This is a genomic window from Rhizobium sp. NRK18, assembly GCF_024385575.1.
Taxonomy (GTDB): Bacteria; Pseudomonadota; Alphaproteobacteria; order Rhizobiales; family Rhizobiaceae; genus JANFMV01.
The window spans coordinates 1,802,279-1,823,358 of sequence record NZ_JANFMV010000001.1; the positions used below are offsets into that span (position 1 = coordinate 1,802,279).

Genomic DNA, 21,080 nt, shown 5'->3' on the forward strand with positions numbered 1-21,080 from the left:
TTGCCATCCCGATGTGCTGCGAGAGGGAAGGTCGCACCGGTTAGGCGGGTGGGCAAGTGGGATTTGCGAATGTCGGAAATCGCGGTGAGAGGACAGTCTCTGTCGCTCACGCGCAATTGACAGGCGGCAGGGGAATCCATAATCATCATTAATTACGGATGGTTCCCGAGCGGCAAGCGCCAATCGGGATCAAAAGGGAATGTGACGGGACGGACCCAAGCAGGGCGTTCCAATCGCAGCCGACCCCGCGACTGTAGAGTGGCGAGGGTCTTCCGTTCCACCGATGGGCCGCACTGCCGGCTGTCTGCACTATCGGCAGGCGGGCAGGAAAGACCATCGGCGGAAAAAGCCACTGGAGTGGCAGTCGCGTGAACCGGGGTTGGACGCCTCTATTGTCTACGAATCGTCCGCCTTTCGCGATCTGCCATCAAACTCCGGGAAGGCGAGGGAGACCTGCTGGCAGAAATGCCTGAAACCGCGAGCCAGGAGACCTGCCATATCGTGCCGGGCATTCGCCCAAACCTCGGAGGAGGCTCCTCCAGTACGCCAGCACGGAGGTTGTCATGGCTACGATCGCATCTTCTTCTACCCTCTCGGTGTCCGACCGTCAGAAGGCCGGTTTCATCGCGCTGCTTCTCGGCGCGTTCCTGGTGTTCGGCGTCGGTCTCGCGCATTCGGCGGTTCTGCACGATACCGCCCATGACGTGCGCCACGCCTATGGCTTTCCCTGCCATTAAGGACGAAGGTCACCTGTCATGATTGTCAGATATCTCCTGGCCGCTCTGGTGGCCGGGCTTGTTGCCGGTGGTGTGATGACCGTCGCGCAGCAGGTCAAAGTCGTGCCCTTGATTCTGCATGCAGAAGAATATGAAGGCGGGGCGCCCGCGCACGAGCATTCTGCGAAGGCTGAAAACTCGACATTCGGCGAACTCGCCGGCTCGCTCTTCCTGCCGTCTCCGGCCCTTGCCCATGGGGCTGAAGAGCATGATCACGAGGACGGCGGTTTGCTCTTCGGAGTCAGCCGCTTCGGCGGAACGCTGATGGCCAATCTCGTGGCCGGGGCGGGCTTCGCGCTGCTTCTGGCCGGCATCAGCCTCGTGTCAGGACGCGATATCACGCTGGCCAACGGCATCTTCTGGGGTGCCTGCGCCTGGCTGGCCGTGCATATGCTGCCCTCGCTTGGGTTGCCGCCGGAACTGCCCGGCTTTCCGGCCGCGGATCTCGACGCCCGCCAGGTCTGGTGGCTGAGCGCGGTGGTGCTTTCGGGTGCCGGCATCTGGCTTCTGGCCCTGCGTGAAGAGTCTTGGGCCAAGGTTCTCGGCCTCGTGCTGATTGCCGCTCCGCATCTTTGGGGTGCGCCGCAGCCCGACAGCATCGACAGCGCCGTCCCGGCCATTCTTGCCGCCGAGTTTGCTGTTGCCGCGCTGGCCACGACGCTGGTCTTCTGGCTCGTGCTTGGCCTGCTGATGGGTCTTGCAAACCGCAAGATCGTGGGAGCTGCCGCATGATGACGACACCGCCCGGCGCCGTCCTGGTGCTGGGCGGCGCCCGTTCGGGCAAGTCGCGGTTCGCCGAAGGGCTGGCCAGACAGTCCGGTCTCGACCACCATTATCTGGCGACGGGCCAGGCCTATGACGACGAGATGCGCGATCGCATCGCGCGCCATAAGCATGAGCGGGCCGGCGACGGCTGGACGACGCATGAGGAGCCGGTCGACCTCATCGGCTGCCTGCGCTCGGTCGACGATCCGGGCCGTGTTATTCTCGTCGATTGCCTGACGCTCTGGGTGTCGAACCTGATGATGGCGGAGGCGGATATCGACGCGGCCTCGCGGGCGCTGGCCGACTACCTGCCGCAGGCGATGGGTCGCATCATCCTGGTGTCGAACGAGGTCGGTCTCGGCATCGTGCCGGAAAATGCCATGGCGCGCGCCTTTCGCGACCACGCCGGCAGGCTCCATCAGATGGCTGCGGCAAAGGCGGCCGAAGTCTATTTTATCGCGGCGGGATTGCCGCTGAAAATGAAGGGTTAGGATCATGATGAAGGAAAAAATCCCGGCAACGGTGATCACCGGCTTTCTCGGCGCCGGCAAGACGACGATGATCCGCAACATGCTGATGAATGCCAATGGCCGGAAGATCGCGCTGATCATCAACGAATTCGGCGATCTCGGCGTGGATGGCGAAGTGCTGAAGGGCTGCGGCGCGGAGAATTGCACCGAGGACGACATCGTCGAGCTCAACAATGGCTGCATCTGCTGCACCGTCGCCGACGATTTCATTCCGGCGATGACGAAGCTTCTGGAGCGGGAAAACCGCCCCGACCATATCGTCATCGAGACCTCCGGTCTGGCACTGCCGCAGCCGTTGGTCGCCGCCTTCAACTGGCCGGACATCAAGACGCAGGTGACCGTCGATGGCGTGGTGACTGTTGTCGACAGCGCGGCGGTCGCCGCCGGCCGCTTTGCCGACGATCACGACAAGGTCGATGCGCTGCGCGTGCAGGACGACAACTTGGACCACGAGAGCCCGCTGGAAGAACTGTTCGAGGATCAGCTGACCGCCGCCGACCTGATCATCCTCAACAAGGCCGACCTGCTTGACGCCGCCGGTCTGGCGTTGGTGCGTGAGACCGTGACGAACTCGATCTCACGCAAGCCGAAGATGGTCGAGGCGCGAGGCGGCGAAGTGCCGGCGGCCGTGCTGCTCGGGATCGGTGCGGGCTCGGAAGACGATATCGTCAACCGCAAGTCCCACCACGAGTTGGAGCATGAGGCGCTGCACGCCTCCGGCGAGGAGCATGATCACCACCACGATCACGACGAATTCGAAAGCTTCGTCGTCGAACTCGGTGCGCTTGCCGATCCTGCGGCCTTCCTCGAGAAGCTGAAGGGTGTCATCGACGCCCATGATGTCCTGCGCCTCAAGGGCTTCGTCGAAGTGCCCGGCAAGGCCATGCGCCTCGTCATCCAGGCCGTCGGAAGCCGGATCGAGCATTATTTCGACCGGCCGTGGAAGCCGGGCGAGACCAGGGGCTCGCGTCTTGTGGTGATCGGTCTGCACGAAATCGACGAGGAAGCGGTACGCGCGGCGATCGCCGCCGCGGCATAAGAGAATGGCAAAGCCGTTGCGCCTGCCTGACACTTGCCCCTCACCCCAGCCCTCTCCCCGCAAACGGGGAGGGGGGCCTGGGCGGCGCCGAGTTTGCCCTTCTCCCCGTGTGAACGGGGAGAAGGTGCCGGCAGGCGGATGAGGGGCAGGAGCCTGAAGGACTGAAACATGCATCTGCTGCTCGCCCAGAAAGGCTCGATTGCCGATAGCGAAGAGGCAATCGATCTCGGCCAGTCGCCGGGCGATATCCTCTTCCTGTCCGCCGCCGACACGGAGCTCGCCGCGATTGCCGGCGCGCACCGGCGCCATGGCGAGGGGCCGAGCCTGAGGCTTGCCAGCCTGATGAGCCTCAAGCACCCGATGTCGGTCGACACCTATGTCGAGCGCACGGCGCGGCATGCGAAGCTGATCGTGGTGCGGGCGCTCGGCGGGGCGAGCTACTTCCAGTATGCGCTCGAGGCGCTGCATGCCGCAGCAGGCCGGAGCGGTGCGCTGATTGCCGTGCTGCCGGGAGACGACAAGCCCGACGACGGCTTGCTGCCCTATTCCAATCTCGATGTCGACGATCACGCGGCGCTCTGGTCCTACCTGATCGAAGGCGGCGAGGAGAATGCGCGCGGATTTCTCGATTATTGCGCGGCGCTGCTCAACGGCGGGGAAAGGCCGGAGCCAGCCAAGCCGCTGTTGAAGGCAGGGCTCTGGTGGTCGGGCAGGGGTGTGGTTTCGGTTTCGGAGTGGCAAGACCTTGCCGCTCTTCCTTCTCCCCGCATGCGGGGAGAAGGTGCCCGGAGGGCGGATGAGGGGCAGAGGGATGCAAACGCTAATTTGCCCCTCACCCCAGCCCTCTCCCCGCAGGCGGGGAGAGGGAGTACCGCAACCGCCGCCATCTGCTTCTACCGCGCGCTGGTGCAGAGCGGCGAGACGAAGCCGGTGGAGGCACTGATCGAGGCACTGGCGGCCGAAGGCGTTCAGGCGCTGCCGGTATTCGTTTCCAGCCTCAAGGATCCGGTGTCAGCCGGAACGGTGGAAGCCGTCTTTTCCGATGTCGCACCGGATGTGGTGATCAACGCCACAGGCTTTGCGGTGTCGGCACCCGGTGCGGAGACGAAGGGCACGGTCCTCGAAGCCTCTGGGGCGGTCGTGCTGCAGGCAATTTTCTCAGCGTCGTCGAGAGATGCCTGGGAGAGTTCGGCGCAGGGGCTTTCCGCCCGCGATCTGGCGATGAACGTTGCGTTGCCGGAAGTGGACGGCCGCGTGCTCTCTCGCGCCGTCTCCTTCAAGTCGGCAGCATCCTTCGACGAAAATGTCGAGGCGAATATCGTCACGCACGAACCCGAGCCGGGCAGGGCCGCCTTCGTTGCCAAGCTAGCGGCCAACTGGGCGCGGCTGAGGCGCAAGCCGGCTGCCGAGCGCAACGTGGCCATCATCCTCGCGAACTATCCGAACCGCGACGGACGGCTTGGCAACGGCGTTGGCCTGGACACGCCAGCTGGCACGATCGAGGTCCTGAAGGCGATGGCGGCGGCGGGCTATCCGGTCTCCGATGTGCCGGCTGACGGCGACGCACTGATGGCGCATCTGATGGCCGGACCGACCAATGCCGGCAATGACGGACGGGAGATCCGCGAGACGCTTTCCCTCTCCCGTTACAAGGTCTTCTTCGCGAGTCTTCCCAAACAGATTCAGGACGAGGTAACATCCCGCTGGGGCGCGCCGGAAGGCGATCCTTATGTGGTCGGAGACGTGTTCGCGCTGCCGCTAAGCCGGCTCGGCGGCGTCATGGTCGGCATCCAGCCGGCCCGCGGCTACAATATCGACCCGAAGGAAACCTACCATTCGCCCGACCTCGTGCCGCCGCACGGCTATCTCGCGTTCTATGCGCATCTGCGCGAAGAATTCGGCGCCGGTGCAATCGTCCACATGGGCAAGCATGGCAATCTTGAATGGCTGCCGGGCAAGGCGCTGGCGCTCTCCGAAACCTGCTATCCGGAGGCCGTCTTCGGTCCCTTGCCGCATGTCTATCCATTCATCGTCAACGACCCTGGCGAGGGCACGCAGGCCAAGCGCCGGACCTCGGCCGTCATCATCGATCATCTCACGCCGCCGCTGACGCGGGCGGAAAGCTACGGACCGCTGAAGGATCTGGAAGCTCTGGTCGATGAATATTACGAGGCGGCGGGCGGCGATCCGCGACGGTTGAAGCTCCTGAAGAAACAGATCCTCGAACTCATTGCCGACATCGGCCTCGATCAGGATGCCGGCATTGCCAAGGGCGACAGCGACGATGCGGCGCTCGAAAAGCTCGACGCCTGGCTCTGCGATCTTAAGGAAATGCAGATCCGCGACGGCTTGCACATTTTCGGCCTTGCGCCTGAGGGACGGCTGCTGACCGATCTGACGGTTGCGCTCGCCCGCGTGCCGCGCGGTGTGGGTGAGGGTGGCGATGCCAGCCTTCAGCGGGCGATTGCGGGGGATCTGGGATTGTCAGACCTGCGACCAATTTTACCCCCCTCTGCCCTGCCGGGCATCTCCCCCACAAGGGGGGAGATCGATGAGAGGCCAGCGGCGGAGCTCCAATCTCCCCCCTTGTGGTGGAGATGTCACGAAGTGACAGAGGGGGGTGAGCCTGACGCTCCATTCGACCCCCTAGACTGCGATATGGCCGCGCCCTGGACCGGGCCGAGACCGGACATTCTCGCGGGCCTCTCCGATGACCCGTGGCGGACGAATGGTGACACCGTCGAGCGCATCGAGTTGCTGGCCGCCGCGCTGGTGTCCGGCGACATCATCTGCCCCGATGACTGGGCGGCGACGCGGGCGGTGCTTGCCGAGATCGAAACGCGATTGAAGCCATCCATCGTCATGTCGGGTCAGGCGGAAATCGCCGGGATCATGACCGGGCTTTCCGGTCGCTTCGTCGCGCCCGGGCCATCCGGTGCGCCGACACGGGGGCGACCGGATGTGCTGCCGACGGGCAAGAACTTCTATTCCGTCGACAGCCGGGCTGTGCCGACGCCGGCGGCCTACGAGCTTGGCCGCAAGTCGGCGGAAATGCTGATCACCCGCTATGTCCAGGATCACGGCGATTGGCCGACATCCCTCGGCCTGACGGCCTGGGGCACGTCGAACATGCGCACCGGCGGCGACGACATTGCGCAAGCGCTGGCGCTGATCGGCGTGAAACCGGTATGGGATATGGCGTCGCGTCGGGTGACCGGCTACGAGATCATCCCGATGGCAAAGCTCGGCCGGCCGCGCGTCGATGTTACATTGCGCATATCGGGCTTTTTCCGCGATGCCTTTCCGGAGCAGATCTCGCTGTTCGATCGTGCGGTGCGCGCTGTCGGCGCGCTGGAAGAGGACGAGGCCGACAACCCCGTCGCCGCCCGGATGAAGCGGGAGCGGGCGGAATTGGTGGCCCGGGGGCTCGGCGAAACGGAAGCGGAGCGTCGGGCCGGCTACCGGGTCTTCGGATCGAAACCGGGCGCTTACGGCGCCGGCCTGCAGGCGCTGATCGACGAGAAGGGCTGGGATAGGCGGGCCGATCTGGCCGAAAGCTATCTCGTCTGGGGCGGCTACGCCTATGGCGCCGGCGAAGAGGGCAAGGCCGAGCGTGGGCTGTTCGAAGAGCGGCTGCGCAGCGTCCAGGCCGTCGTGCAGAACCAGGACAATCGCGAGCACGATCTGCTCGACAGCGACGACTACTACCAGTTTGAAGGCGGCATGACGGCCGCCGTCGAGCATCTGAAAGGCGAGCGGCCGGCGATCTACCACAACGACCATTCGCGGCCGGAAAAGCCGGTGATCCGGTCGCTCGAAGAAGAGATCGGCCGCGTGGTGCGCGGCCGCGTCGTCAATCCGAAATGGATCGCCGGTGTCATGCGTCACGGCTACAAGGGCGCTTTCGAAATCACCGCGACGGTCGACTACATGTTCGCTTTCGCCGCCACCACAGGAGCCGTCAAGGACTACCATTTCGAGGCCGCCTATCAGGCCTTCATCATGGATGAGACGGTCCGCGATTTCATGGCCGACAAGAACGCCGCGGCGCTGAAAGAACTGGCGGAGCGTTTTCTGGAAGCAATCGATCGCGGATTGTGGATCCCTAGAAGTAATTCGGCGCGGTTCGAACTGGAAAGGTTGGCTTCCGAGTTCGGATCGAGTTGACGTTAGACCCGTTGGGCGGTACAATAACTCAACAAATCAGGGCGCTCTATGATCAGAAGTTTTCGCGATGAGTGGCTTAGAGCCTATTTCGTAGATGACGTGCGTAGCCGAAAATTGCCCTCCGAGATCGATGCCCGCCTGTTTCGCAAGCTTCAGATGATCGACGATGCGGCGGACGATCGGGATCTGCGTATGCCGCCGAGTAACCATTTCGAGAAGCTGAAGGGGCATCTCGACGGCTATTGTTCAATTCGCATCAACCGGCAGTGGCGCTTGATCTTCAGATGGGATGACGGAGCCGGTGAGGCGTCGGACCTTTACCTCGATAATCACGACTACCGCTAGGAGTGACGTTCATGACTGTAACGAAGAGAAGGCCGGTTTCTCCCGGTGAGATATTGATCGAGGAATTTCTGGAGCCGCTCAACCTGACGCAGGGTCACCTTGCTGACGCCATGGGAGTTCCGCGCAAGCATATTAACGAGCTTTGCACCGGGCGGCGCGCCGTCACGGTGTCGTCTGCACTGCTGCTTGCCAAGGTGTTTGGTACAAGTGCGGATTTCTGGCTGAACGTTCAGCGCAGACTGGATCTGTGGAACGCTCTGCATTCTGATGATGTAAAGAAGAAACTGGACAAGGTCAGGCCGGTTCAAACCGCTGCGTGAGACTGGTTGGTAAGCGCGGGCCGACCGAGCGAGAGAGAAATTGAATGACAGATTCCGATATTAAGGCCGATCTGGACGCCCGTCACGCCGAGAAGATGGCGAAGAAGAAGGCCGCGCGTGACAAGATCATGGCGACCAAGACCGACGAGAAGGGGCTGATCGTCGTCCACACCGGCAAGGGCAAGGGCAAGTCGACGGCGGCCTTCGGCATGATCTTCCGGCATATCGCCCACGGCATGCCGTGTGCCGTCGTGCAGTTCATCAAGGGCGGCATGTCGACTGGTGAGCGCGATCTGATCATCGAGCGCTTTTCCGATCTCTGCGAGTTCCACACGATGGGCGAGGGCTTTACCTGGGAAACGCAGGACCGGGCGCGCGATGTCGCAATGGCGCAGGCGGCCTGGGCGAAAGCCAAGGAGCTCATTTCCTCCGGCGAGAAGTCCATGGTGCTGCTCGACGAGGTCAACATCGCCATCCGCTACGACTACATCGATATCGCCGAGGTGGTGGAATTCCTGGCGACGCAGAAGCCGCATATGACGCATGTCGTGTTGACGGGCCGCAACGCCAAGGACGAACTGATCGAGATTGCCGATCTTGTGACGGAGATGGAACTGATCAAGCATCCGTTCCGCTCCGGCATCAAGGCGCAGCAGGGCATCGAATATTAGGAGGACGGCGATGGTCGGCAGCTGGCAGTTCTGGGCGCTGATTGCTGCCGTCTTCGCGGCGCTGACGGCGATTTTCGCCAAGGTCGGCATTTCGGCGATCAATTCCGATCTTGCCACCTTCATCCGCACCGCCATTATCCTCTGTGTCACCGCCGGCATTGTGTTTGCAACTGGGCAATGGCAGCCGCTCTCGTCCATTCCGCAGAAGACCTGGGTGTTCCTGACGCTCTCCGGTCTTGCGACCGGAGCCTCATGGCTTGCCTATTTCCGCGCGCTGAAGCTGGGGGAAGCCTCCCGCGTTGCGCCGATTGACAAGCTGTCTATCGTGCTGGTCGCCATCTTCGGCGTCGTCTTCCTTGGCGAAAAGCTGAGCCTCGTCCATTGGTTCGGCGTGGGAATGATCGCCGTTGGCGCGGTCGTGCTGGCGGTCTTCTAGAGGCCGAGCCACGCCCTGATCGGATTGGCGGGGTCGCTGATCAGCTTGATTGCCAGAATCAGGCAGGTGATGACCAGAAGTGGCTTGATGATCTTCGCACCGTTCCTCATGGCGAGACGCGAGCCGGCTTGCGCGCCAAGGAACTGCGCCACACCCAAAAGTAGGCCAAGCTTCCACATGATCACGCCATTGACGGCGAATACGGCGAAGGCGCCGAGGTTCGAGCCGAAGTTCAGAAGCTTGGTATGTGCGGTCGCCTTCAGCATGCCGAAGCCGAGAAGCGAGACGAAGGCGAGCATGAAGAAGGAGCCGGTTCCGGGCCCGAACAAGCCGTCATAGAAGCCTATCGCCGGCACCAGAGTCAGGCCGAACAGGAAGGGACGCATGCGCTGGTGGCGGTCGATGTCTCCGACATTCGGCTTCAGGCCGAAGTAGAGCGCGATGGCAATCAGCAGGAAGGGCAGGCCGCCCTTGAGGATGTCGGCCGGAATGATGGTCGCGAGCGCCGCGCCGACGGCCGATCCGAGAAATGACAGCAGCGCCATGGGCAATTGCGAACGCAGATGCACATGGCCCTTGGCGGCATAGGCGATGGTCGCCGAGCCCGAGCCGAACAATCCCTGCAGCTTGTTGGTGCCGAGCGTTTCGAGCGGCGGAATGCCGGCGATCAGCATGGCGGGAATGGTGACGAGGCCGCCGCCGCCGGCGATGGAATCGATGAAGCCGGCGGCAAAGGCGGCGGCAAACAGGAAGACGATCAGATGCGGCGCAAGGTCGTGCACAGGGGGAACTCGAATTGGAGGGACGCGCGGGACGAATTGCCTTTAATCACCTCTGCGGTCGGTCCGCAATTTGCAATTCTGCCAAACGGCGCAGCTTTTCATCTGAGCGTCGCATTCTGGTTTGACCCCATATGCCGCTTCGTTTAAGCATCGGGCCATGTGCGACGGCGCCTCTTTCAAGAGGCTGAGCGTGTCCGGTGCGGCTGACCCAAGCAGGGAGCCAATTCCGGAGCTGTCCGAATTGGCCTTGGCTTCCGTCTTGCGACGGTTTGCCGGCGCTTCGTACAGGCAGAGAAAACGAAGCAGGGAGGCCCGAAATGGCGGAAAAACTCGGAATCATGGTGTGCGGACATGGCAGCCGCAATCAGAATGCGGCGCGCGAATTCGCCGTCATCGCCGAGGGGCTGCGCGCCCGCAATCCCGATCTGCCGGTCGAATACGGCTATCTCGAATTCTGCAATCCGGTGATCGCCGAAGGGCTCGACAAGCTGCGCGAAAAGGGCGTGACCCGCGTGCTGGCGGTGCCCGGCATGCTGTTTGCCGCCGGCCACGCCAAGAACGACATTCCGTCGGTTCTCAATACCTATCAGGCGCGCCATCCCGGTTTCGTCATCAATTACGGGCGCGAACTCGGTATTGATCTCAAGATGATCCGGGCCGCCGGCGACCGCATCCAGGAAGCCGTCGATGCGGCCAATGCCGAGCACGGCTTCGTCGACAAGCACGAGACGCTGCTGATGGTGGTGGGTCGCGGTTCGTCCGATCCGGACGCCAATTCCAATGCAACGAAGGTCATGCGCATGCTCTGGGAAGGCATGGGCTTCGGCTGGGGCGAGACCTGCTATTCCGGCGTCACTTTCCCGCTGGTCGAGCCGGGCCTGACGCACGCCGCCAAGCTCGGCTACAGGCGCATCATCGTGTTTCCGTACTTCCTGTTCACCGGCGTGCTGGTCAAACGCATCTACAGCTACACCGACGAGGTGGCCACAAAGCATCCCGATATCCAGTTCGTCAAGGCCGGCTATCTCAACGACCATCCGCTGGTGCTCGACGCCTTCCAGGACCGGGTCGGCGAAATCCTCGAGGGTGCGGCGGTGATGAACTGCCAGATGTGCAAGTACCGCGAACAGGTGCTGGGCTTCGAGGCCGATATCGGCCAGCCGCAGGAAAGCCACCACCACCACGTCGAAGGCATCGGCGGCGGGCTGGAAAACTGTCCCTGCGGCGGCGACTGCGATGCCTCCTGCCGTGACGAGGATTTCTGCAGGAAGCACGGTCTGCCGTGGACGCCTGTTCATTCGCATGCCGAGCCGAACGATCTGGCGCCGGCTTTCGACTACACGATGTCGATCACGCTCGGCGGCCGCTATGCCGGTCTCGAAACGGCGGAGGTCGGAGACGACATCGACGCCATCCTTTCTGCCGAGAGCCCGAAGAAGCATGCCCACGGGCATCATCACGATCACAGTCACGGGCATGATCACCACCATGACCACGCGCATGATCACCACCATCATAGCCATGACCACGGCCACGACCATCATCATGCGCCGTATCCGCATGCGGATCATCCGCTCGGTCCCAAGTCCATGAAGAAGCCCTGATGACCTTGGCCGAACTCGACTACATCCGCGATCCCGACGAGATCTACCGCCGGTCGTTCGAGACGATCCGGGCGGAGGCCGATCTTTCGCGGTTTTCCAATGGCATGGAGAAGCTTGCTGTCAGATTGATTCATGCCTGCGGCATGGTTGATCTCGCCGCCGATATCGCCTTTTCCGACGGTGCGGCGGAAGCCGGAGAAGTGGCGTTGAAGGCTGGAGCCCAGATCTTCTGCGATGCGGAAATGGTCGATCGCGGCATTATCCGCAAGCTGCTGCCGGCCGAAAACGAGGTCGTCTGCCTGTTGAACGACATGCGGGTGAAGCCGCTTGCCGCCTGGAACCGGACGACGCGGTCTGCCGCCCAGGTCGACCTGTGGAAGCCGGGTCTGGAGGGATCCGTGGTTGCGATCGGCAACGCGCCCACAGCGCTGTTCCGGCTTCTGGAGCTGATCCGCGACGGGGCACCGAAACCGGCGCTGATCCTCGGCTTTCCGGTCGGCTTCGTCGGCGCGGCGGAATCCAAGGATGCGCTGATCGACGGCGTGTTCGGCGTTCCCTATATCGCTGTGCGCGGTCGGCGTGGCGGTTCCGCCATGGCGTCGGCTGCGGTCAACGCGCTCGCCGGAGGGCTTGGCGGCAATGGCTGAGATCGAAGACGGCCCCTGGCTCACCATTATCGGCATGGGCGACAACGGGCTTTCCAGCCTGACGCCGGAGGCGCTGTCCCTCGTCTGGGAGGCCGAGACGATCGTTGTAGCCGAGCGGCTGGACGCGATCCTGGAAGGGCTGCCGCCAAAGGCGATATTGTCCTGGGCCGAAGGCTACAAGACCGTGCTCGACAAGATCATCGACCTGCGCGGCCATCCGGTCACCATCCTGGCGACGGGCGATCCGATGCATTTCGGCATCGGCGCGACGCTCAGGCGGAATTTTCCGCCGGAGGAGATGCGGATCATTCCGTCCCCCTCGGCCTTCTCGCTGGCCGCCGCGCGCCTGGGCTGGGCGCTGCAGGACGTCGACCAGATTTCGCTGCACGGCCGGCCGGTGGAAGCCATTTCCCGGTATCTGCAGCCGGCGGCGCGACTTCTGGCGCTGACATCCGACAGCGAGACGATCCGAAACGTGGCGACGATCATGCAGGCGCAGGGCTTCGGCGGCTCTTTCATCCATGTCCTGGAACATATGGGCGGCACCGGCGAGCGGGTGCGGCGCTTCACCGTCGAGGAGGTGCTCGACAGCCAGGAGGAATTCGCCGATTTCAACACGATCGGCATCCACTGCGTGCGCGAAGCGCCGTTCCATGCGTTGACCGGCGGCATCGAAGACAGCGCCTTCGTCCATGACGGTCAGCTGACGAAGCGCGAGGTGAGGGCGGTCACGATGGCCTATCTCAAGCCCTACCAGCGCGCACTCCTCTGGGATGTCGGGGCCGGCTGCGGGTCCATCTCGGTCGAATGGATGCGGGCCGGTGGCCGCGCCGTCGCCGTCGAGGCGAACGCGGACCGCTGCGCCATGATCACCCAGAATGCCGCCAATCTCGGCGTTCCCGGCGTCACCGTCGTCGAAGGCAGTGCGCCGGATGCGCTGGCGGAGCTGAAAACGCCGGACGCGATCTTTATCGGCGGCGGCATGACGGCCGAGGGTGTATTCGAGGCCTGTTGGGAGGCGCTGCGGCCCGGCGGGCGGCTCGTCGCCAATGCGGTGACGCTGGAGGGCGAAATGGCGCTGACCTCGCTGCATGCGCAGCTTGGCGGCGACATGGTGAGGCTCTCCGTCGCCCGCGTCGAGCCCGTCGGTCGCTTTTCCGGCTGGAAGCCGTTGATGCCTGTGACGATCTGGGCGGTGGAAAAGGAATGGTCGGCATGAGCAGTCTCGGTAACTTGCCCCTCCCCAACCCCTCCCCACAAGGGGGAGGGGCTAGCCGCGCCGCAGCCGTTCTCCGCAGTATGAGGAATGGGAGCCGCGGGCTTTCTCCCCCCTTGTGGGGGAGATGGCCGGCAGGCCAGAGGGGGACTTTCTCGGGAGAACGCCATGACGGGTAAACTCTACGGCCTCGGGCTTGGTCCCGGCGACCCGGAACTCCTGACGCTGAAGGCGCATCGGATCCTGACGAGCGTGCCGGTGATTGCCTATCCTGCACCGGATACCGGCCCGAGCTTCGCCCGGCAGATTGCCGCGCAGTGGATCAGGTCCGATCAGCTGGAAATTCCGATGGTGATGCCGATGCGCGTCGAGCGTTATCCGGCGCAGGAAATCTACGACAAGGCCTGTGAGGAGCTTGCCCATCATCTCTTCGCCGGCAGCGATGTCGCCGTGCTGTGCGAGGGCGATCCCTTCTTCTACGGGTCCTTCATGTATGTCTTCGAGCGTCTTTCGGCGCGCTACGAGACGGAAATCGTGCCCGGCGTTTCCTCGATCATGGCCGGTGCGGCGGCACTCGGCAGGCCTCTGGCCGCGCGCAACGACGTGCTGTCGGTGGTGCCGGGCCCGCTGCCGGACGAGGACATGGAAGCGCGGATTGCAAGCGCCGACGCGGTGGCCATCATCAAGGTCGGGCGTCATTTCAACCGCATACGCAACCTTCTTCAGAAAATGAATCTGGTCGGCAAGGCCGGCTATCTCGAACGCATCAGCCTCGCCGAGCAGCGCATTCTGCCGCTCGAAGCGGTGGACGCGGCGAGCGCGCCGTATTTCTCGATCATCCTGATCTACAAGGGGCAAGAGGGCTGGATTTCCGATCTGGACCTGCCCGCAGCCAGGGACAATTCCGATGGTGAATGAAACAAGACCGGCTGTCGTCATCCTGTCCGACGCGGCGAAAACTCTGGCCGAGCGCGTGGCGAAGCTTGTCGACGGTGAGCTGCATGGCCTGCGTGCGCGTTGTGCAGACGTGGCCGTTCCGTTCGATGACACGAAGGTGCATGTGCAGGCGCTGTTTCGCGCCGGCCGTCCGATCATTGCCGTTATGGCTTCCGGTGCGCTGATCCGTCTTTTGGCGCCGGCGCTGGCCTACAAGACGAGCGAACCGCCGGTGATCGCCATTGCCGAAGACGGTTCTTCGGTCGTGCCGCTCCTTGGCGGGCATCATGGCGCGAACGACTTGGCGCGGCAGATCGCCGGTGCTCTCGATAGTCATGCCGCGGTCACGACGGCCGGTGATCTCCGTTTCGGCATCGCGCTCGACCAGCCGCCGGCTGGCTTGAGGCTGGGCAATGCGGAGAATGCCAAGGCTTTGATGGCGGAACTGGTGGCGGGTGCGAGCGCGCGGTTGGTTCTTCCTTCTCCCCGCGCGCGGGGAGAAGGTGCCCGAAGGGCGGATGAGGGGCAGGGCAATGATACAAGTTTGCCCCTCACCCTGACCCTCTCCCCGCAGGCGGGGAGAGGGGACGGAGCCTCCTGGCTCCAGTCCTCCCGCATCCCCTTTGCTGACGACGGAGCAGTGACGCTGACCGTCACCGATCAGGCTCATCACGCCGCCCCGCTCGAACTCGTCTATCACCCCGCCACGCTTGTGCTCGGCATGGGCTGCGAGCGCGGCTGCGATGCGGCTGAAGCGATAGCTCTGGCGGAAGAGGCCTTGGCGAAGGGCGGTTTCGCACGGGAAAGCCTCGCCTGCGTAGCCTCGCTTGACCTGAAAGCCGACGAGGCTGCCATTCATGCGGTTGCTGCGCATTTCGGTGTGCCAGCGCGATTCTTCGATGCCGCAACGCTGGAAGCGGAAACGCCGCGGCTGAAGACGCCATCGGATGTCGTCTTCGCCGAGGTCGGCTGCCACGGCGTGGCGGAGGGCGCGGCGCTGGCAATGGCTGGCGAGGAGGCAGAACTGGCAGTCGCCAAGATCAAGTCGAAGGGCGCGACGGCGGCGATCGCCCGGTCCGCGACGATCGTCGACGCTTCGGCGAAGGGCCGGGCGCGCGGCATGCTTTATGTCGTCGGCATCGGCCCCGGCGCCGATCAGTGGCGCTCGCCAGAGGTCTCGGCGATGGTCTCGGCCTCTACCGATCTCGTCGGCTATTCGCTCTATCTCGACCTGCTCGGACCGCTGGCTGATGGCAAGGTGCGCCATGATTTCGATCTCGGCAAGGAAGAGGCGCGCGTCGTGCATGCCATGGAGCTTGCCGGCCAGGGCAAATCGGTGGCGCTGGTCTGCTCGGGCGATGCCGGCATCTATGCCATGGCGACGCTGGTGTTCGAGCTTCTGGACAAGGGCGGCATCTCGGATGCGGCCTCGCGGATCGGCATTCAGGTCTCGCCCGGCATTTCCGCGCTCCAGGCCGCCGCCGCGCGCATCGGCGCGCCGCTCGGGCATGATTTCTGCACGATCTCGCTCTCCGACCTGCTGACGCCGTGGGAACATATCCAGCGCCGGGTGAAGGCCGCCGGTGAAGGCGATTTCGTCATCGCCTTCTACAATCCGGTGTCGATGAAGCGGCGGACGCAGCTCGCCTATGCGCGTGACGAACTCCTGAAATACCGGCCGGACGACACGCCGGTGATCCTCGCCACCAATCTCGGCCGCGAGGGCGAGCGCGTCCGGGTGGTGCCGCTCGGAAGCCTCGATGTCGACGAGGTCGACATGCTGACCGTCGTCGTCGTCGGATCCTCGGAAAGCCGGACCGTGAAGACCGGCGAAGGCCGGACCTGGGTCTACACGCCACGCGGCTATTCCGGAAAGGCCGACACGGGAATGACAACGAACAAGGATGCAGCGGAATGACCGTCTATTTTATCGGAGCAGGTCCCGGGGCGCCGGATCTCATCACCGTGCGCGGTCTGAAGCTGATCGAACGTTGCCCGGTCTGCCTCTATGCCGGTTCGCTGGTGCCGGAGGAAATCGTCAAGGCGGCGCCGGAGGGGGCGCTGGTGCGCGACACGGCGCCGATGCATCTCGATGAGATCGTCGAGGAGATGAAAGCGGCCCACGAGCGCGGCGAGGACGTGGCGCGCGTCCATTCCGGCGATCCGTCGATCTACGGAGCAATCGCCGAGCAGATGCGTCGGCTTGATGCGCTAGGCATTGACTATGACGTCGTGCCTGGCGTGCCTGCGTTCGCAGCGACGGCGGCCCGGCTCAAGACAGAGCTGACGCTGCCGGAGATTGCCCAGACGGTGATCATCACCCGAACCGAGATGAAGGCATCGTCGATGCCGGAATTCGAGACGCTGGAGATCCTCGGCAAGTCGCGGGCGACGCTTGCCATCCACCTGTCGATCCGCAACCTGCCGCATATCCGTGACACGCTGGCGCCCTATTACGGCGAGGACTGCCCGGTGATCGTCGCCTATCGATCGACATGGCCGGACGAACTCTTCATCCGCACGACGCTGAAGGACATGGCAGACGAAGTGCGCAAGGCAAAGATCACCCGGACGGCGTTGCTCATGGTCGGCAAGGTGTTCGGGCAAGCCGAGTTCCGCGACAGCGACCTCTACAATTCCGGCTTCAGCCACGTTCTGCGCAATCGCGGCAAGAAAAAGCCCGCCAAGGTTGAAAGTCAGGACTGACGGGATAGTGTTCGTCCGAACAACAGGGAGATTGCCATGAGTGAGTCGGATGCTGTGCATGAAGGTGGTTGCCGCTGCGGGGCCCTGCGGTTCAAGGTGCATGGCCGACCGATGATCACCATGGCCTGTCACTGCACCGGGTGTCAGCGCATGACGGCTAGCGCGTTTTCGCTGAGCTCGCTTTACCCGGAAACGGTCTTCGAGCTTCTGAGTGGCGAGCCGGTGATCGGCGGCCTTCGCGCCGACCTCAAGCATTTCTTCTGCCCGAGCTGCATGAGCTGGGTCTTTACTCGCTGGGAGGGCATGGGGCCGTTCGTCAACGTTCGTTCCACGATGCTCGATGATTGCCAGTCGTACCGTCCCTTCATCGAATCCTATACCTGCGAGAAGCTCGCCTGGGCCGAGACACCGGCAAGGCACAGCTTCGAGAAGTTTCCCGAGCGGGAGGACTTTCCGCGGTTGCTGGCGGAATTCGCGGAATCGGACTTCTAGGCGCGCGCACTACCGGCTTCGGACACCGGCCGATGTCTCTTGAAATTTTTCGAGCGCCGTGGCTAATCCTCGCCTTCAACAAAAAGAAAAGAGACAAGGATTATCCGCCATGCACAAGGTGATTTTCGATACGGATCCGGGCGTCGACGATGCCATGGCCCTGCTGTTCCTGCATCGCCACCCCGAGATCGATCTCGTCGGCGTCACCACCGTCTTCGGCAACGCCTCGATCGAGACGACGACGCGCAACGCGCTGTTCCTGAAGCGCGAATGGGGGATCGACTGCCCGGTCGCCAAGGGCGCGGACAAGACCTTCAATCCCGACCGCAAGAGCAGCGGTGACTTCCCGTATCACATCCACGGCGACGACGGGCTCGGCAATATCGGCGTGCCGGCCGAGATCGACCTCGATCCGGATCCGCGCCCGGCGCACCAGTTCATCATCGATACGGTCAAGGCCCATCCCGGCGAGGTGACGCTGGTCGCCGTCGGCCGCATGACCAATCTTGCCAATGCGCTTATGAGCGAGCCGGAGATCGCCAAGCTCGTCAAGCAGGTGGTGATCATGGGCGGCGCCTTCGACGTCAATGGCAACATCACGCCGGCCGGCGAAGCCAATATCCATGGCGATCCGGAAGCCGCCGATTTCATCCTGACGGCCGAATGGCCGGTCGTCGTCGTCGGTCTCGACGTGACGATGAAGACGCTGATGTCGCGGACCGATCTCGCCGAAATGGTGGAGAAGGGCGGCAAGGACGTGAAGCTCTTGTCCGACATCTCGCAGTTCTACATCGACTTTTACAAGCATTGGGTCAAGGACACGATGGCGGTGCACGATAGCTGCGCCTGCGTTTATGTCGTCGCCCCCGAACTCTTCAAGACGCGTTCGGGCCCGATCCGCGTCGTCTGCGGCTCGGTCGCCGACGGGCAGACGATCCAGAAGCCGGACGGCCAGTCCTTCGGCCCCAGCGAATGGGATGGCCACCCCAGCCAGAAGGCCTGCATCGACATCCAGCAGGACCGCGTTCTCGACCTGATCAAGACGACGCTTGTCGACGGTTGATCGAGAGCGAACGGTCATTCGATTGATTCCCAGGTTGGAAATGCCCTTGTTTCCAATCTGGGAACGCTATATATTCTCCTCATGAATGTGATCGCCAAGTCGGCCCTTGTTCGGTTTTGGGAAGGTCAGCCGGCGGGATCGCCCCGCAAAGCGGCGCAGGCGGCCATGATGGAATGGTACACGACGGCACCGGATGCCCAGTGGAACCATTTTGATGACTTGAAGAAGACCTTCAACTCTGCCGACTACGTGGCAGACGGAAAGGTGGTGTTTGACGTTGGTGGCAACAAGTACCGTATCGTCGGTCTGGTCGCCTATCGGACCAAACGCATCTTCGTGCTCTTCGTCGGGACGCATGCGGATTATGACAAGATCGACGTGGCGAAGCTTTGAGGTGACCCATGAAACTTGATGACTTCAAAACCTTTCAGAGCGAGGCGGAATATCAGGAGGCGCTGATCGCTGTCCGGCCCTTTTTTGAGAGGGAACCGGCTGAAGGCACGGATGCTGCCGCGCATTTCGATGCGCTGGTGCTCCTGATCGAGGAGTATGAAAGGCGGCATTTTGAAATTCCACGGGCAAAGCCGGTCGACGTCGTGAAGTCGGTGATGGAGGCCAACAATTACAGCCGCGCCGATCTGATCGCTGTCATCGGCTCGAAGTCCCGGGCCGCCGATCTCCTGAACGGCAAACGGGAAATCAATCTCGATCAGATCCGCAAGCTGAGCAAGGCGTGGGGTATACCCGCCGGTGCGCTTGTCGGGGACATTGCGGCCTGATTGACTAGGCCTCAGGCCTTGATCCTGCTGATCATGATCACCGGCAATCCGAGGTCTCTTGCAGCGATGATCTTGGCATAGGCGCCGTCGCCACCGGAATTGCGCGCAACGAGATGGCTGATGCGGTGATGCTGCATCAGCCTTTTTTCGTCGTCGGGATCGCTTGACGGTTTTGCGAGGACGAGGTCGTGCCGGGTGAAGGAGAGCGGCATTTCCGGCGGGTCGACCATGCGGATGACGAAGTGGCAGTCGGTGCGGGCGGCAAAGGGTTCGATATGCTGCCGACCGAGCGCAAGCAGTACCCGAGCGGCGGCGGGCAGGGCCTTGACGGCCGCCTCGATGGAGGCAACTTCCGTCCAGTCGTCGCCGGGTAGCTCCTTCCATTGCGGGCGGGTGAGGACTTCCAGCGGTACGTTGGCGCGCCGGCAGGCTTCGACCGCATTGGCCGATATGGTTCGGGCAAACGGGTGGGTGGCGTCGATGACCTTGGTGATGGCGTTTTCCGAGAGGTAGCGAGCCAGACCCTCGATGCCGCCGAAGCCGCCGCTGCGCACCGCGCCGGAAAGGGGCGCGGGTTCCCTGGTCCGTCCGGCAAGCGACGTCGTGACGTCGGCGGTTTTTGACAGCGTCTCGGCCAATGCGGCTGCTTCGCGCGTGCCGCCGAGGATGAGGATCCTATCCGGCACGGGCGATGATCTTTCCCTGCCTGTCGGTGATGACGATGTCGATCGAGATGGGAGCGTCGCGCAGCGTTTCTCGCGCCGTTTGCAACGCCTTCCCGGCGATGCGGGCGGGCAGATCGATGCCGGTTCCCTGAGTCGCTTCAAGCACTTCGAGCGCAGTGTTCGCAGATTGAATTCGGTCCTTCAGAGATTGATTCAGGTCGTCGCCTTCCATCAGCTTCTCGAAAAAGCTCATATCCACCTGGCTGCGGCCGGAGTGGAGATCGAGCGCGCCCTGGGCGAGCTTGGTCATCTTGGCAAAGCCGCCGGCGATCGTGAGGCGGGGAACCGGATGCTGGCGCAGATATTTGAGCAGCCCGCCGGCGAAATCGCCCATGTCGAGGAGCGCGCCGTCCGGCAGGCCGTAGAGGTCCTGCGCGGCTTTCTCCGAGGTCGACCCTGTCGCGCCGAGCACGTGCGTCAGTCCTTCGGCGCGGGCGACATCGATGCCGCGGTGGATCGAATGGATCCAGGCCGAGCAGGAGAAGGGATGGACGATGCCGGTGGTGCCGAGGATGGAGAGGCCGCCGAGAATTCCGAGCCGGGGGTTCCAGGTCTTTTCCGCGATCTCCTCGCCGCCCGGAATGGAGATGGTGATCATGAGGTCGGCGGGCAGGCCGAATTCGGCGCAGATTTCCTCTGCCATCTCGGTCATCATCTTGCGCGGCACGGGGTTGATCGCCGGTTCGCCGACCGCGATCGGCAGGCCGGGTTTCGTCACCGTGCCGACCCCGTCGCCGGCGGCAAAGCGGATACCGCTTCCGGGCGGGAGCGGCCGGGCCATGGCGATTATCGTGGCGCCATGGGTGACGTCCGGATCGTCGCCGGCGTCCTTGACGATGCCCGCCACGGCGTAGCCGTCGCCAAGGCTTTCGAAGGCCAGCGGAAACGCCGGCTCCTCGCCCTTCGGCAAGCGGATTGTGACGGGATCGGGAAACTCGCCGGTGATGAGAGCAATCAGCGCCGCCTTGCTTGCCGCCGTAGCGCAGGCGCCCGTCGTCCACCCCCGCCGAAGCTCGCCTTCGGGCTTGGGCTCGCGCGCAGGTTCCTCGGGGGATGCGGCTATGTCGGGTTCGCTGGTCAT

Annotated in this window: 22 protein-coding genes and 1 riboswitch; of the genes, 19 read left to right on the forward strand and 3 right to left on the reverse strand. The window is 63.3% G+C overall.

The genetic code is table 11. From position 1 onward, the window contains the following. Nucleotides 1–142 precede the first annotated feature (142 nt). A riboswitch (cobalamin riboswitch) is annotated at nt 143–514 on the forward strand. Between the two features lie 49 nt (nt 515–563). From NN662_RS08310 to NN662_RS08350, 9 genes are all read left to right on the forward strand, one after another. Next, nucleotides 564–737 carry a CbtB-domain containing protein gene (locus NN662_RS08310; protein ID WP_261929815.1) on the forward strand — a complete coding sequence of 58 codons (174 nt, stop codon included), beginning with the start codon at nt 564–566 and terminating at the stop codon, nt 735–737. A gap of 18 nt (nt 738–755) precedes the next feature. Further along, nucleotides 756–1,508, forward strand: a complete 753-nt coding sequence (locus NN662_RS08315; RefSeq protein ID WP_261929816.1) for a CbtA family protein — start codon at nt 756–758, stop codon at nt 1,506–1,508. Next, nucleotides 1,505–2,032, forward strand: coding sequence for a bifunctional adenosylcobinamide kinase/adenosylcobinamide-phosphate guanylyltransferase (gene cobU, locus NN662_RS08320; RefSeq protein ID WP_261929817.1), 528 nt, complete (start codon nt 1,505–1,507; stop codon nt 2,030–2,032). The genes NN662_RS08315 and cobU overlap by 4 nt, the downstream gene beginning before the upstream one ends. Before the next feature lie 4 nt (nt 2,033–2,036). Continuing rightward, a complete protein-coding gene (gene cobW, locus NN662_RS08325) occupies nt 2,037–3,110 on the forward strand; it encodes a cobalamin biosynthesis protein CobW (RefSeq protein ID WP_261929818.1) in 1,074 nt (357 codons plus the stop codon). A gap of 168 nt (nt 3,111–3,278) precedes the next feature. Next, on the forward strand, nt 3,279–7,277 hold the full coding sequence (gene cobN / locus NN662_RS08330; protein ID WP_261929819.1) for a cobaltochelatase subunit CobN: 3,999 nt from the start codon (nt 3,279–3,281) through the stop codon (nt 7,275–7,277). 48 nt (nt 7,278–7,325) lie between these two features. Continuing rightward, nucleotides 7,326–7,622, forward strand: a complete 297-nt coding sequence (locus tag NN662_RS08335) for a type II toxin-antitoxin system RelE/ParE family toxin (protein WP_261929820.1) — start codon at nt 7,326–7,328, stop codon at nt 7,620–7,622. 11 nt (nt 7,623–7,633) lie between these two features. After that, a complete protein-coding gene (locus NN662_RS08340; RefSeq protein WP_261929821.1) occupies nt 7,634–7,942 on the forward strand; it encodes a HigA family addiction module antitoxin in 309 nt (102 codons plus the stop codon). Between the two features lie 44 nt (nt 7,943–7,986). Continuing rightward, on the forward strand, nt 7,987–8,613 hold the full coding sequence (gene cobO, locus NN662_RS08345; protein WP_261929822.1) for a cob(I)yrinic acid a,c-diamide adenosyltransferase: 627 nt from the start codon (nt 7,987–7,989) through the stop codon (nt 8,611–8,613). A gap of 10 nt (nt 8,614–8,623) precedes the next feature. Beyond that, nucleotides 8,624–9,049 carry an EamA family transporter gene (locus tag NN662_RS08350; protein WP_261929823.1) on the forward strand — a complete coding sequence of 142 codons (426 nt, stop codon included), beginning with the start codon at nt 8,624–8,626 and terminating at the stop codon, nt 9,047–9,049. Here NN662_RS08350 and NN662_RS08355 read toward each other — a convergent pair. Beyond that, a complete protein-coding gene (locus NN662_RS08355) occupies nt 9,046–9,831 on the reverse strand; it encodes a TSUP family transporter (protein ID WP_261929824.1) in 786 nt (261 codons plus the stop codon). The genes NN662_RS08350 and NN662_RS08355 overlap by 4 nt on opposite strands. Nucleotides 9,832–10,148: 317 nt before the next feature. On the opposite strand from NN662_RS08355, the gene NN662_RS08360 reads away from it, so the two are divergent. The 10 genes from NN662_RS08360 (at nt 10,149) to NN662_RS08405 (ending at nt 19,274) form a co-directional block, all read left to right on the forward strand. After that, nucleotides 10,149–11,435, forward strand: coding sequence for a sirohydrochlorin chelatase (locus tag NN662_RS08360; protein ID WP_261929825.1), 1,287 nt, complete (start codon nt 10,149–10,151; stop codon nt 11,433–11,435). Beyond that, complete coding sequence (locus NN662_RS08365; protein ID WP_261929826.1) at nt 11,435–12,082, forward strand: precorrin-8X methylmutase; 648 nt, start codon at nt 11,435–11,437, stop codon at nt 12,080–12,082. Before NN662_RS08360 ends, NN662_RS08365 begins: the two co-directional genes overlap by 1 nt. After that, nucleotides 12,075–13,301 carry a precorrin-6y C5,15-methyltransferase (decarboxylating) subunit CbiE gene (cbiE, locus tag NN662_RS08370; protein ID WP_261929827.1) on the forward strand — a complete coding sequence of 409 codons (1,227 nt, stop codon included), beginning with the start codon at nt 12,075–12,077 and terminating at the stop codon, nt 13,299–13,301. Before NN662_RS08365 ends, cbiE begins: the two co-directional genes overlap by 8 nt. A 165-nt stretch (nt 13,302–13,466) precedes the next feature. Further along, entirely contained in the window at nt 13,467–14,216 is a 750-nt protein-coding gene (gene cobI, locus NN662_RS08375; RefSeq protein WP_261929828.1) for a precorrin-2 C(20)-methyltransferase, read from the forward strand. Next, on the forward strand, nt 14,206–16,152 hold the full coding sequence (gene cobJ, locus NN662_RS08380; protein WP_261929829.1) for a precorrin-3B C(17)-methyltransferase: 1,947 nt from the start codon (nt 14,206–14,208) through the stop codon (nt 16,150–16,152). The genes cobI and cobJ overlap by 11 nt, the downstream gene beginning before the upstream one ends. Beyond that, nucleotides 16,149–16,940, forward strand: a complete 792-nt coding sequence (gene cobM, locus NN662_RS08385) for a precorrin-4 C(11)-methyltransferase (protein ID WP_261929830.1) — start codon at nt 16,149–16,151, stop codon at nt 16,938–16,940. Before cobJ ends, cobM begins: the two co-directional genes overlap by 4 nt. Nucleotides 16,941–16,976: 36 nt before the next feature. Then, a complete protein-coding gene (locus NN662_RS08390) occupies nt 16,977–17,432 on the forward strand; it encodes a GFA family protein (RefSeq protein WP_261929831.1) in 456 nt (151 codons plus the stop codon). Between the two features lie 109 nt (nt 17,433–17,541). Next, a complete protein-coding gene (locus NN662_RS08395) occupies nt 17,542–18,495 on the forward strand; it encodes a nucleoside hydrolase (protein ID WP_261929832.1) in 954 nt (317 codons plus the stop codon). 165 nt (nt 18,496–18,660) lie between these two features. Next, nucleotides 18,661–18,888 carry a type II toxin-antitoxin system HigB family toxin gene (locus NN662_RS08400; protein ID WP_261929833.1) on the forward strand — a complete coding sequence of 76 codons (228 nt, stop codon included), beginning with the start codon at nt 18,661–18,663 and terminating at the stop codon, nt 18,886–18,888. Between the two features lie 8 nt (nt 18,889–18,896). Continuing rightward, complete coding sequence (locus tag NN662_RS08405; RefSeq protein WP_261929834.1) at nt 18,897–19,274, forward strand: type II toxin-antitoxin system HigA family antitoxin; 378 nt, start codon at nt 18,897–18,899, stop codon at nt 19,272–19,274. 11 nt (nt 19,275–19,285) lie between these two features. Here the strand turns inward: NN662_RS08405 and NN662_RS08410 are convergent, their stop codons facing one another. After that, nucleotides 19,286–19,960: a cobalt-precorrin-6A reductase gene (locus tag NN662_RS08410; RefSeq protein WP_261929835.1), complete on the reverse strand. Its 675-nt coding sequence runs from the start codon at nt 19,958–19,960 to the stop codon at nt 19,286–19,288. Then, a complete protein-coding gene (locus tag NN662_RS08415; protein ID WP_261929836.1) occupies nt 19,950–21,080 on the reverse strand; it encodes a cobalt-precorrin-5B (C(1))-methyltransferase in 1,131 nt (376 codons plus the stop codon). Before NN662_RS08415 ends, NN662_RS08410 begins: the two co-directional genes overlap by 11 nt.